The sequence below is a fragment of the Gordonia sp. NPDC057258 genome (genome assembly GCF_042668985.1).
GTDB classification, from domain to species: Bacteria; Actinomycetota; Actinomycetes; order Mycobacteriales; family Mycobacteriaceae; genus Gordonia; species Gordonia hongkongensis.
This window is the reverse complement of the sequence record NZ_JBHUXZ010000024.1, coordinates 62,335-75,105: the sequence shown is the minus strand read 5'-3', so window position 1 is coordinate 75,105 and position 12,771 is coordinate 62,335. Positions and strand designations below refer to the sequence as shown.

The following is a 12,771-nucleotide window of genomic DNA, read 5'->3' as shown; positions in this document are numbered from 1 at the left end:
TCGCCCTCGACGCCCTGAACATGGGATTGTGGGCACGGTCGCGTGCCGGCCACGACGTGGCCGGGCTGATCCACCACTCCGACCGCGGAGTGCAATACCGAGCCATCCGCTACACCGAACGACTGGCCGAAGCCGAAGCGGTGACATCTGTTGGCTCCAAAGGGGATTCATACGACAACGCGATGGCTGAGGCGTTCAACTCGCTGTTCAAAGCCGAATGCATCCGTAACCCCGTGATGCGCCCGCGAGGCGGCTGGGCAGGTGTGGGCGAGGTCGAGATCGCCGTCGCTGAGTACGTCGAATGGTTCAACCACCGCCGCCTGCACGGCGAGATCGGACACGTCCCACCCGTCGAGTACGAGAGCGCCTACTGGTCGACCCACACCGTCACCAGCTACCGTGAGAACCCGGTCCCCGCAAACGCTGGAACCAACTAACCGAGCCTCCAGCAAACCCGGGGCGATTCACTCGCCGGCTGGTGCTGGTCGCTGGCGGTGCTCGACGACTAACCAGCACTGACACACAATCTTGGCCACCCGTCGCGGGACTCCCGCTGTGGTGAACAGGGAACGAATCCACGGCGTCGCTATGTGCGCCAGCACTTTTGGGTGCACGGTACGCACGTTTACATAGACCCGTCGGCCAGCGTTTTCATCTCCTGTCGAACACCGTTGAGCGGTAACCAACCCGCGTATATCAGTCCGACAACACCGTCGCGAGTAACGACCACCACACACCGCGGCGGGTGGCCAACCCCACAACAGCCCCTGAGAAGGAGGCAATTTCGCCATGGGACTTGACAGAGCAGCACTACATATCAGCGACGAGCCTCGAAGGGTCCTGGCGAGACGAGTTGCGAGGACCCTTCGTGACGCGCCCTCCGCAAGCTCCGAGCGCTCCTCAGGGAGCAGGAGGTGGCTCGCTTCGCTCGTACCTCAGGGAGCTGAGAATTCGGCCACTCGCACGGGGGGCTTCGTCCTGAGCCTCAGCGAATGCGCTGCGTCGGCGCGTCCGAGTCGGCCTCGGTCCCGCCGTCGTGGCGGTGCGAACGATCCTCGTGCACCGACCAGTCGTCGTCGGGTGCGCCCTTGTTCTGGTCGCGCCGGACGAGGAAACGGCCGATCGCAGCGCCGATGAAGGCCGGGACGAAGACGAGCAGTGCGGTGAACGACGCCCCGGCGATGAGCTCGATGAACAGGCTGGCCTGCCCGATGCCGGCCAGGACGACCGTGCCGAGGATCCAGGAGATCAGCCCGGCGAGGACGCCGGCGAGGACACCGGCCTGTAGCCAGCGGACGGTCAGATCCTCGTAGTCATCGGGATCCGGGTTGGCGCGGGCGTCGCGGATGCCGTCGTAACCACCCCACACCAGGGCGATGAGTACGACGACCGCGATCGCGATGGTGCGCCAGATCGTCGAGTTCAGCGGCGCCTGCACCACGGCGAATCCCAGCAAGACGCGGGCGAGGACGTGAACTGCGGTCATCGTCAGACCGCGCACCAACCACGAAGACATGCGCGTCATCTTACGCACGGGGGTGGTGACAGCGGACACACCCTGGTCGAAGTGGTCGGGTTTCGCGGGTCGGGCGGGTTCGCGCGGCTCGGGCGCCGGCCGTAGCGTGGCCAGGGTGCCGATCAACCATGACACCGCAGGCCGCCGCGCCCGGCTGCGTGCCGAACTGCGTACCGCGGACGACCCGGTCTCGTTCCTCGTCGTCTCCGACCTCGTCAACGTCCGCTACCTGACCGGGTTCACCGGCTCCAACGCCGCCGTGCTGATCGACGTCGACGATCCGGCCGGCGACCGGATCGCCACCGACGGCCGGTATCTCACCCAGGTCGCCGAACAGGTGCCCGACGTCGAGCCGATCATCGAACGCTCGGTGGCGCGTGCCCTCGTCGACCACGCCCGGGCCGCCGGGGCGGGTCGCGTCGGCTTCGAGGCCGACACCGAGACCGTGGCCGGGCACCGAGCGCTGTCCGCGGCTGTCGGGGACTCCGGGATCGAACTCGTCAGCACGACCGGTGTCGTGCAGAACCTGCGCGCGGTCAAGGAACCGGGGGAGATCGAGCTGCTCCGGGCGGCGTGCGCGATCGGGGATGCGGCCCTGGCGCAGATCATCGCCGACGGCGTCCTGCGGGCCGGGACGACCGAGCGGCAGGTCGCGCGTGCGCTCGAGTGGGAGATGTATCGCCTCGGGGCCGACGGGATCGCGTTCGAGACCATCGTGGCCGCCGGCCCGCACTCGGCGATCCCGCATCACCGGCCCACCCACACGGCTCTGGCGGACGGCGATCTGGTCAAGATCGACTTCGGCTCGGTGGTCGGCGGGTATCACTCCGACATGACCAGGACCTTCGTCCTGAGGCGCGCGGCGTCGTGGCAGCGGGACCTCTACGAACTCGTCGCCACCGCACAGGCCGCCGGCCGCCGGGCCCTCACGCCCGGGGCCGACCTGCGGGCGGTCGACGCCGCGGCCCGCGACGTGATCGCCGACGCCGGCCACGGCGAGAACTACGTGCACGGTCTCGGTCACGGAGTGGGACTGGAGATCCACGAAGCGCCGGGAATCGGCAAACTCGCGGCGGGTACACTGCCATGCGGTGCTGCGGTCACCGTGGAGCCCGGTGTCTACCTACCCGGATGGGGTGGGGTCCGGATCGAGGACACATTGGTGGTCACCGACGGCGACCCCGACCTGCTGACCGCCACCGACAAGACATTCACCGTCATCTGACTGCAAGGGAACGAAAACCACATGGCATCCACCGCCGACTTCAAGAACGGCCTCGTGCTGCGCATGGACGACCAGCTCTGGCAGATCATGGAGTTCCAGCACGTCAAGCCGGGCAAGGGCCCCGCGTTCGTGCGCACCAAGATCAAGAACGTGCTGAGCGGCAAGACCGTCGACAAGACCTTCAACGCGGGCGTCAAGGTCGAGACCGCGACCGTCGACCGTCGAGACATGACCTTCCTCTACAACGACGGCACCGACTACGTGTTCATGGACGCGCAGGACTACGAGCAGTTCTCCCTGCCGCCGGCCACCGTCGGCGACGGCGCCCGCTTCCTGCTGGAGAACATGACCGTGCAGGTCTCGCTGAACGAGGGCAACCCGTTGTTCGTCGAACTGCCGGTCACGGTGGAGCTGATCGTCGCCCAGACCGATCCCGGACTCCAGGGCGACCGTTCCACCGGCGGCACCAAGCCCGCCACGCTCGAGACCGGCGCCGAGATCCAGGTTCCGCTGTTCATCAACACCGGTGACAAGCTCAAGGTCGATTCGCGCGACGGCAGCTATCTCGGCCGCGTCAACTCCTGACCTGTGAAACAACCCGGAACCCGACACAAGGCGCGGCGGCGCGCGGTGGACCTTCTCTTCGAGGCCGAGGCCAAGAAGGTCAGTCCCGCGCAGCTCGTCGCCGAACGTCGTGAATACGTCCGCTCGGACGAGAGCGTCGGCTCGATCCACGACTACACCGCGACCGTGATCCAGGGACTCGCCGAGGACCAGGGTCAGGTCGACGCGGTCATCTCGTCGTATCTGCGTGACTGGACCCTCGAACGCCTCCCGGCCGTCGACCGCGCCATCATGCGACTGGCGACGTGGGAGCTGTTCAACTCCCTCGACGTCGACACGATCGTCGTCGTCGACGAGGCGGTCGAACTCGCCAAAGAACTCTCGACCGACGACTCGCCGGCCTTCGTGAACGGCGTGCTGGCCAAGATCGCCGAGCTCGCGCCGCAGGTCCGGGCAGCCGCTTCCGCCGAACCCGGTGGGGCCGCACCCGGACGGCCGGAGCCCAACTGATCCGCACCGGGTGTGGCGTACGTCGCGGGAATTCGTCGGCGTCGCCGCCCGGTGTAGAGTGTCGCGAGACAGACATCCTTTAACGATCCGTCCTGCGAGGCGGAGAAGGAGGTCGGCCTTGGCCAGCCCCGCTCCCAGGGTGCTGCTCGATGCCGCTGACGTGTCGCGCACGATTGCCCGTGTCGCACACCAGGTCATCGAGAAGACTGCTCTGGACTCGCCCGACGCACCTCGCGTCGTCCTCATCGGAATCCCCACTCGCGGAACATCTCTCGCCACCCGGCTGGGTGCCAAGATCGGCGAATTCGCGGGCGTCGACGTGCCGGTGGGATATCTCGACATCACGCTCTACCGCGATGATCTGCGCGGCAAGCCACACCGCCCGCTCGAGCGGACGATGGTGCCGGCCGGTGGCGTCGACAGCGCCATCGTGATCCTGGTCGACGATGTCCTCTACTCCGGACGGACGGTCCGTGCCGCGCTCGATGCACTGCGCGATCTCGGTCGTCCCGCGGCCGTGCAACTCGCGGTCCTCGTCGACCGTGGCCATCGCGAACTCCCGTTGCGCGCAGACTATGTCGGCAAGAACATCCCGACGGCCCGCGACGAACAGGTCTCGGTCCATCTCGTCGAACACGACGGCATCGACGAGGTCGTCCTCGCCTCGGCGTCGAGTTCGGTTGCCGCGGAGAGTGATTCATGATGCGGCATCTGTTGTCGACGCAAGACCTCAGCCGTGACGATGCCACCGCCCTCCTCGACGACGCCGAGCGTTTCGAGCAGGCCCTGACCGGGCGTGAGGTGCGCAAACTGCCGACGCTGCGCGGTCGGACGGTGATGACCGTGTTCTATGAGAACTCCACCCGCACCCGGGTCTCCTTCGAAGTCGCGGGCAAGTGGATGAGTGCCGACGTCATCAATGTCAGTGCTTCGAGTTCCTCTGCGGGCAAAGGGGAGTCGTTGCGCGACACGGCCAAGACCCTGCACGCGGCGGGCGCCGACGCGCTGATCGTCCGGCATCCGGCGTCGGGCGCGCCGGCCCAGATCGCCGACTGGACGACCACGCCCGCCGGTGACGGTCCCGCGGTGATCAACGCCGGCGACGGAACGCACGAGCATCCCACGCAGGCGCTCCTCGACGCGCTGACCCTGCGACAGCGGCTCGGTTCGCTCGAGGGCAGGCGGATCGCGATCGTCGGCGACATCATCCACTCCCGCGTCGCGCGGTCGAACGCCCACCTGCTCTCGACGCTCGGCGCCGAGGTCGTCCTGGTGGCGCCCCCGACGCTGCTGCCGGTCGGGGTGGACCAGTGGCCGGTGAGCGTCTCGGGAAGTCTCGACGCCGAGCTGCCGGCCGTCGACGCCGTCATGATGCTCCGCGTCCAGGCCGAACGCATGAACGGCGGGTTCTTCCCGAGTGCCCGCGAGTACTCGGTCCGTTTCGGGCTCAACGATCGTCGGATGGCGTTGCTGGCCGACGACGCCGTCGTCCTGCATCCCGGACCGATGTTGCGCGGCATGGAGATCGGCTACTCGGTGGCCGATTCGCCGAAGGCGACCGTTCTCGAACAGGTCCGCAACGGCGTGCACGTCCGCATGGCGGTCCTGTTCCGGCTGCTCGTCGGCTCTGATTCCGCGGGAGCACGCCTGTGACCGCCCACGACATCGTGTCAGGAGATGTGAAGTGACCGCCCGCACCGGATCCGTTCTTCTCCGCGCCGTCCGTCCGTACGGCGAGGGAGAGCCGATCGACGTCCTGGTCGTCGCCGGCGTCATCAGCGAGATGGGTTCCGCGGTCACAGCGCCCGACGGCACCGAGACGATCGACGGCAAGGGCGGCGTGCTGCTGCCGGGGTTCGTCGACCTCCACAGCCACCTGCGGGAGCCGGGCCGCGAGGACACCGAGACCATCCGGTCGGGTTCGGCAGCCGCCGCGCTCGGCGGTTACACCGCGGTCTTCGCGATGGCCAACACCAGCCCGGTGGCCGACAACTCGACCGTCACCGACAACGTGTGGCGGTCCGGGCGCGAGGTCGGACTCGTCGACGTGTACCCGGTCGGCGCCGTGACCGTGGGTCTGGGCGGCAAGCAGCTCGCGGAGATGGGCATGATGGCCGCCGGTGCCGCCGGCGTGCGGATGTTCAGCGACGACGGCAAGTGCGTCGACGATCCGCTCCTGATGCGCCGTGCGCTCGAGTACGCGACCGGGCTCGGCGTCCTCATCGCACAGCACGCCGAGGAGCCGCGACTGACCGTCGGTGCCGTTGCCAACGAGGGGCCGACGGCCTCGCGCCTCGGTCTGGCGGGCTGGCCGCGTGCGGCCGAGGAGTCGATCGTCATCCGCGACGCCCTGCTCGCGCGCGACGCGGGTGCGCGCATCCACATCTGCCACGCCTCGACCGTGGGTACTGTCGAACTGCTCCGCTGGGCCAAGGACCAGGGGATCGCGATCACCGCCGAGGTGACCCCGCACCACCTGCTGCTCGACGACTCGCGGCTGGAGACGTACGACCCGGTCAACAAGGTGAATCCGCCGCTGCGCGAGGTCCGCGACAAAGAGGCGTTGCGACAGGCGCTGGCCGAGGGGATCGTCGACTGTGTGGCCACCGACCACGCCCCGCACGCCGCGCAGGAGAAGTGTTGCGAGTTCGCCCAGGCCAAGCCCGGCATGCTCGGCCTGCAGACCGCCCTGCCGATCATCGTCGAGACCCTCGTCAAGCCCGGCCTGCTCGACTGGCGCGGCGTCGCGCGAGTGATGAGCGAGCGGCCCGCGCAGATTGTCGAACTCACCGATCAGGGTCGTCCGATCGAGGTCGGCGAGCCGGCGAACCTGGCCGTCGTCGACCCGGACACGTCCTGGGTGGTGCACGGTCCCGAGCTGGCGAGCTTGTCGGCCAACACCCCGTTCGAGTCGATGACCATGCCCGCCACCGTCACCGCGACGGTGCTGCGCGGCGTGGTGACGGCCCACGACGGGCAGGTGACCCGATGACCGCGAGACCCAGGCGTGGACTGGTACCGGCGATCCTCGCGGTGCTGGTGGTCGCCTCGGTGCTCGCGTCGCTGCTCGGATACGGCAAAATCGTCTTCAACGCCTGGTTCATCGGCGTGGTCGCACTGCTCGCCCTCGGGGTGGCGTCGGTGTTCTACCTGCTGGCGACCGGGAATCGGAAGAAGACCGCGGCGCAGGCCGACGTGATCGGCACGCTGCCGACGATCCCCACCGAGCCGGGCGCGGTACTCAGAGGTCCAGATACCGGCCTCTACCTCGGCAGCACCATCGCGCCGAGCTGGCAGAACCGGGTGACCGTCGGTGACATCGGCGACCGGGCGTCCTCGGTGCTGACCGAGTTCGAGACGGGCATCCTCATCGCGCGTCAGGGAGCCAGTGACCTCTGGATTCCCCGGGAATCGATCACCGCGGTCCGGACCGAACGCGGCATCGCGGGCAAGGTGATGACCGCCGACGGCGTCCTCGCCATCCGCTGGGTCCTGCCCAGCGGCACCGAGATCGACTCCGGGGTGCGCGCCGACGACAAAACGATCTACCCCGGCTGGGTGAGCGCCTTCGCCGGGACGCATGACAGTGGACACGGGCCACAGGGACAAGGGGCACAGGAATGAACACAGCGGTCTTGGTGCTGGAGAACGGCCAGGTGTTCACCGGCCGGAGCTTCGGCGCAGTCGGCCAGACCCTTGGCGAGGCGGTGTTCTGCACCGCGATGACCGGCTATCAGGAAACCCTGACCGATCCGAGCTACCACCGGCAGATCGTGGTCGCCACGGCGCCGCAGATCGGCAACACCGGCTGGAACACCGAGGACGGCGAGAGCACGGGCAGCGCCGGGAGCACCGGCGTCGACGGTGACTCGGGCAAGATCTGGGTCGCGGGGTATGCGGTTCGCAACCCCACCCGACGCGTCTCCAACTGGCGCGCGACGACCTCCCTCGCAGAGGAGCTGGACCGTCAGGGCATCGTCGGGATCGGCGGTATCGACACCCGCACCGTGGTGCGCATCCTCCGCGACCACGGGTCGATGAAGGCCGGGATCTTCTCCGGCCCGGCGCTCGCCGACACCGACGAACTCGTCGCCCGCGTGCGCAACCAGCCGGACATGAAGGGCGCCCGGCTGGCCGACGAGGTCACCACCGACAGCGGTTACGTGGTCGAACCCCTCGACCAGCACCGGTTCACGGTGGCCGCCATCGACCTGGGCATCAAGACCAACACGCCGCGGATGTTCGCCGAACGCGGCGTCCGCACCCACGTGCTGCCCGCGACCGTCGCGCTCGACGCCATCGCCGACCTCAAGCCCGACGGGGTGTTCCTCTCGAACGGTCCCGGCGACCCGGCCACGGCCGACGACATCGTCGAACTCACCCGCGGGGTGCTCGGCCAGGACATCCCGCTGTTCGGCATCTGCTTCGGCAATCAAATCCTGGGCCGCGCGCTCGGCCGGTCGACCTACAAGATGAAGTTCGGCCACCGGGGCATCAACATCCCGGTCGTCGACCACGCCACCGGCAAGGTCTCGATCACCTCGCAGAACCACGGCTTCGCGCTCGAAGGCGAGGCGGGCGAGGAGTTCGACTCCGACTTCGGCCGCGCCCGGGTCAGCCATGTCTGCGCCAACGACGGCACCGTGGAGGGCGTCGAGCTGCTCTCCGGCCGCGCCTACTCGGTGCAGTACCACCCCGAGGCGGCCGCCGGTCCCCACGACGCCGCCTACCTGTTCGACAAGTTCGTCACCCTGCTCGAAGGGGACAAGTCCCAAGGAGCGAGTGCCTGATGCCGCGCCGCGAAGACATCAACCACGTCCTGGTCATCGGGTCCGGGCCGATCGTCATCGGTCAGGCCTGCGAGTTCGACTACTCCGGCACGCAGGCCTGCCGGGTCCTCAAGGCCGAGGGCCTGCGGGTCAGCCTGGTCAACTCGAACCCGGCCACGATCATGACCGATCCGGAGTTCGCCGACGCCACCTACATCGAGCCGATCACAGCCGAGTACGTGGAGAAGGTCATCGAGGCCGAGCGCGACGCCGGGCATCCCATCGACGCCGTGCTGGCGACCCTCGGCGGTCAGACCGCGCTCAACACCGCTGTCGCACTGCACGATCGCGGCTCGCTGGAGAAGTACGGCATCGAGCTGATCGGCGCCGACTTCGACGCCATCCAGCGCGGCGAGGACCGGCAGATGTTCAAGGACATCGTCGAGAAGGTCGGCGGGGAGAGCGCGCGGTCCCGCGTCTGCCACACGATGGACGAGGTGCGGGACACCGTCGCCGAGCTCGGGTTCCCGGTCGTCGTCCGGCCGTCGTTCACCATGGGCGGTCTCGGCTCGGGAATGGCTTACGACGACGAGGACCTCGACCGGATCGCGGGCGGCGGTCTCGCCGCCTCCCCGACCGCGAACGTCCTCATCGAGGAGTCGATCCTCGGGTGGAAGGAGTACGAGCTCGAGCTCATGCGCGACAACCGCGACAACGTGGTGGTCGTCTGCTCCATCGAGAACCTCGACCCGGTCGGCGTCCACACCGGCGACTCGGTGACCGTCGCCCCGGCGATGACGCTCACCGACCGCGAGTACCAGATCATGCGCGACCTCTCCATCGACATCCTGCGCGAGGTCGGCGTCGACACCGGCGGCTGCAACATCCAGTTCGCCCAGGACCCACGCGACGGCCGCCTCGTCGTCATCGAGATGAACCCGCGCGTGTCGCGGTCGTCGGCGCTCGCGTCGAAGGCCACCGGCTTCCCGATCGCCAAGATCGCCGCGAAGCTCGCCATCGGGTACAGCCTCGACGAGATCGTCAACGACATCACCAAGGAGACGCCGGCCTGCTTCGAGCCGACGCTCGACTACGTCGTGGTGAAGGCTCCGCGGTTCGCGTTCGAGAAGTTCCCGGGCGCCGACGACACGCTGACCACCACGATGAAGTCGGTGGGCGAGGCCATGAGCCTCGGTCGCAGCTTCGCCGAGGCGCTCGGCAAGGTCATGCGGTCGCTGGAGACGAAGGCCGGCGGCTTCTGGGCCGAGCCCAACCGCCCCGACCCGGCGACCGTTGACCTGCCCGCACTGCTCGAGGACATCAAGACCCCGCGCGACGGCCGGTTGTACAAGCTGATGCTCGCCTTCGAGGCCGGCGCGACGATCCAGGACCTCTACGAGGCCACTGCGATCGATCCCTGGTTCCTCGCCGAGATCGGCGGGATCGCCGCGCTCGGAGTGGAGATCCGCGACGCCGACACGCTGGACGAGGCGTTGCTGCGCGAGGCCAAGTCCACCGGCTTTTCCGACCGTCAGATCGCCGCTCTGCGTTCGGATTTCGCCGACGAGGCGGCCGTTCGCGCCCACCGGATCGGGCTGGGCGTACGGCCGGTCTACAAGACCGTCGACACCTGCGCGGCCGAGTTCGAGGCGAAGACGCCGTACCACTACTCGAGCTACGAACTCGACCCCGGGGCGACCAGTGAGATCGCGCCCCAGACGGAGCGCCCCAAGGTCCTGATCCTCGGATCGGGCCCCAACCGCATCGGTCAGGGCATCGAGTTCGACTACTCGTGCGTGCACGCCGCACTGACCCTGTCGGACGCCGGATACGAGACCGTCATGGTCAACTGCAACCCGGAGACGGTGTCCACCGACTACGACACCGCCGACCGTCTCTACTTCGAGCCGCTGACGTTCGAGGACGTCCTTGAGGTCTACCACGCCGAATCGGAGTCGGGCACCGTCGAAGGTGTCATCGTCCAGCTCGGCGGCCAGACGCCGCTCGGTCTCGCGCACCGTTTGGAGGAGGCCGGGGTGCCGATCGTCGGCACCAGCCCGGCGGCCATCGACCTCGCCGAGGATCGCGGCGAGTTCGGCAAGGTGCTGACCGCCGCCGGACTACCGGCCCCGGCGTTCGGTACCGCGACGAGCTTCGACGAGGCCCGCGACACCGCCGCCCGGATCGGGTACCCGGTGCTCGTCCGGCCGTCGTACGTCCTCGGTGGACGCGGCATGGAGATCGTCTACGACGAGAAGTCCCTGGAGGACTACATCTCTCGCGCGACCGAGCTGACCCCGGATCATCCGGTACTGGTCGACCGGTTCCTCGAAGACGCGGTGGAGATCGACGTCGACGCCCTCTGCGACGGCGACGAGGTCTACATCGGCGGCGTGATGGAACACATCGAAGAGGCCGGAATCCACTCCGGTGACTCGGCGTGCGCGTTGCCGCCGGTCACTCTCGGCCGCGCCGACCTCGAGATGGTGCGGACCTCGACCGAGGCGCTGGCCAAGGGCATCGGCGTCAAGGGTCTGCTCAACGTCCAGTACGCGCTCAAGGACGACATCCTCTACGTGCTCGAGGCCAATCCGCGTGCGAGCCGGACGGTCCCGTTCGTCTCCAAGGCCACCGCGGTGCCCCTGGCCAAGGCGTGTGCGCGCGTCATGCTCGGCGCGACGATCGCCGATCTGCGGGAGCAGGGCATCCTGCCCGCCACCGGCGGCGGCGGAGAGGCTCCGGCGACGGCGCCGATCTCGGTGAAGGAAGCGGTCCTGCCGTTCAATCGGTTCCGTCGCCATGACGGCAGCGGGGTCGACAACCTGCTGAGCCCCGAGATGAAGTCGACCGGCGAGGTCATGGGCATCGACGCCGACTTCGGTCGCGCATTCGCCAAGTCGCAGACCGCCGCCTACGGCTCGCTCCCGACCAGCGGCAAGATCTTCGTGTCGGTGGCCAACAAGGACAAGCGGGCGCTGATCTTCCCCGTGAAGCACCTCGCCGACCTGGGGTTCGACATCCTGGCCACCGAGGGGACCGCGGACGTGTTGCGCCGCAACGGGATCAAGTGCGAGACGGTGCGCAAGCACTTCGAGGCCGCCGAGGGGCAGCGCACGATCGTCGACATCATCCGCGCCGGCGAGGTGACGATGGTGATCAACACCCCGTATGGCAACTCGGGGCCCCGCGTCGACGGCTACGAGATCCGGAGCGCCGCGGTGTCGGTGAACATCCCGTGTATCACCACGGTGCAGGGTGCCTCGGCCGCCGTGCAGGGCATCGAGGCCGCGATGACCGGCGACATCGGGGTGCGGTCGCTGCAGAACCGGCACGCCGACCTGGCCGGCCGCTCGTGACGGACGCGTCCGGGTTCGGCGGCCGCTACACGAGGGCGGTCGTCGAGCGCGGGCGTCTGTGCGCCGGGATCGATCCCCACGCCGCGTTGCTCGAGGAATGGGGCCTCTCGGTGGACATCGACGGACTGTCGGCGTTCGCCGACATCTGCGTCGAGGCGCTGGGTCCGGTGGCCGCCGTCATCAAACCTCAGGTCGCGTTCTTCGAGCCGTTCGGTTCGGCGGGTTTCGCGGTGCTGGAACGCGTCGTCGCGGGCTGTCGCGAGGCGGGCGCCCTCGTCATCGCCGACGCCAAGCGCGGTGACATCGGTTCGACGATGGCCGCCTACGCGCAGGCCTGGTTGTCCGAGTCGTCGCCGCTGTGCGCCGACTCGGTCACCGCGTCTCCCTACCTGGGTTACGAATCCCTGCGCTCTGCACTGGATCTCGCGCGGTCCGGCGAGCGCGGCGTCTTCGTGCTGGCGCGGACGTCGAACCCGGAGGGCGGCGAGCTGCAGCGGGCACAGGTGGGGGAGCGGACGGTCGCGCAATCGATCGTCGACGCCGCGGCCGCCGAGAACACGGACGGGACCGCGACCGTCGGCCTGGTCGTCGGGGCGACACGTGAGCACGGGCTCGATCTCGCCGGCCTCCGCGGCCCGATCCTGGCCCCCGGGCTGGGTGCCCAGGGTGCAACGGCCGCCGACCTGCCGATTGTGTTCGAGGGGGCCGACCCGGCCTGGGTGCTGCCCGCCAGTTCCCGCGGCGTGCTCCGAGCCGGGCCCGATCCCATCGCCCTGCGCGACGCTTTCGTCCGCGCCCGCGACGAGGTCGAGGCCGCGCTGGGCTGAGGTG

General features: G+C 68.6%; 12 protein-coding genes. 11 read left to right on the top strand and 1 reads right to left on the bottom strand.

The annotated features are described in order from the left end of the window. Positions 1 to 437 (top strand): integrase core domain-containing protein (locus tag ACFUEJ_RS16730; RefSeq protein ID WP_388030679.1); only part of this gene is annotated, 437 nt, incomplete at its 5' end. A 548-nt stretch (positions 438 to 985) separates the two neighbouring features. Here ACFUEJ_RS16730 and ACFUEJ_RS16725 read toward each other — a convergent pair. Further along, positions 986 to 1,516, bottom strand: coding sequence for a B-4DMT family transporter (locus tag ACFUEJ_RS16725; protein ID WP_068971612.1), 531 nt, complete (start codon positions 1,514 to 1,516; stop codon positions 986 to 988). A 115-nt stretch (positions 1,517 to 1,631) separates the two neighbouring features. Between ACFUEJ_RS16725 and ACFUEJ_RS16720 the strand changes: the two genes are divergently transcribed. The 10 genes from ACFUEJ_RS16720 (at position 1,632) to pyrF (ending at position 12,767) form a co-directional block, all read left to right on the top strand. After that, the gene (locus ACFUEJ_RS16720) at positions 1,632 to 2,741 is read left to right on the top strand and encodes an aminopeptidase P family protein (RefSeq protein WP_165630129.1); all 1,110 of its coding nucleotides are present in this window, start codon (positions 1,632 to 1,634) and stop codon (positions 2,739 to 2,741) included. Positions 2,742 to 2,762: 21 nt separating this feature from the next. Continuing rightward, entirely contained in the window at positions 2,763 to 3,326 is a 564-nt protein-coding gene (gene efp / locus ACFUEJ_RS16715; protein ID WP_058250342.1) for an elongation factor P, read from the top strand. Between the two features lie 3 nt (positions 3,327 to 3,329). Then, entirely contained in the window at positions 3,330 to 3,815 is a 486-nt protein-coding gene (gene nusB, locus ACFUEJ_RS16710) for a transcription antitermination factor NusB (protein ID WP_058250343.1), read from the top strand. Positions 3,816 to 3,933: 118 nt separating this feature from the next. Continuing rightward, positions 3,934 to 4,518, top strand: coding sequence for a bifunctional pyr operon transcriptional regulator/uracil phosphoribosyltransferase PyrR (pyrR, locus tag ACFUEJ_RS16705; protein WP_068971602.1), 585 nt, complete (start codon positions 3,934 to 3,936; stop codon positions 4,516 to 4,518). After that, positions 4,518 to 5,468, top strand: coding sequence for an aspartate carbamoyltransferase catalytic subunit (locus tag ACFUEJ_RS16700; protein WP_388030693.1), 951 nt, complete (start codon positions 4,518 to 4,520; stop codon positions 5,466 to 5,468). The genes pyrR and ACFUEJ_RS16700 overlap by 1 nt, the downstream gene beginning before the upstream one ends. A 31-nt stretch (positions 5,469 to 5,499) precedes the next feature. Further along, positions 5,500 to 6,807 (top strand): dihydroorotase, encoded by a 1,308-nt coding sequence (locus ACFUEJ_RS16695; protein ID WP_065632131.1) that lies wholly within the window; start codon positions 5,500 to 5,502, stop codon positions 6,805 to 6,807. Then, positions 6,804 to 7,439, top strand: coding sequence for a hypothetical protein (locus ACFUEJ_RS16690; RefSeq protein WP_065632132.1), 636 nt, complete (start codon positions 6,804 to 6,806; stop codon positions 7,437 to 7,439). The genes ACFUEJ_RS16695 and ACFUEJ_RS16690 overlap by 4 nt, the downstream gene beginning before the upstream one ends. Next, positions 7,436 to 8,605, top strand: coding sequence for a glutamine-hydrolyzing carbamoyl-phosphate synthase small subunit (carA, locus tag ACFUEJ_RS16685; RefSeq protein ID WP_065632133.1), 1,170 nt, complete (start codon positions 7,436 to 7,438; stop codon positions 8,603 to 8,605). Before ACFUEJ_RS16690 ends, carA begins: the two co-directional genes overlap by 4 nt. After that, complete coding sequence (gene carB, locus ACFUEJ_RS16680; RefSeq protein WP_226513224.1) at positions 8,605 to 11,940, top strand: carbamoyl-phosphate synthase large subunit; 3,336 nt, start codon at positions 8,605 to 8,607, stop codon at positions 11,938 to 11,940. Before carA ends, carB begins: the two co-directional genes overlap by 1 nt. Beyond that, positions 11,937 to 12,767 carry an orotidine-5'-phosphate decarboxylase gene (pyrF, locus tag ACFUEJ_RS16675; protein WP_068971596.1) on the top strand — a complete coding sequence of 277 codons (831 nt, stop codon included), beginning with the start codon at positions 11,937 to 11,939 and terminating at the stop codon, positions 12,765 to 12,767. Before carB ends, pyrF begins: the two co-directional genes overlap by 4 nt. Positions 12,768 to 12,771 lie beyond the last annotated feature (4 nt).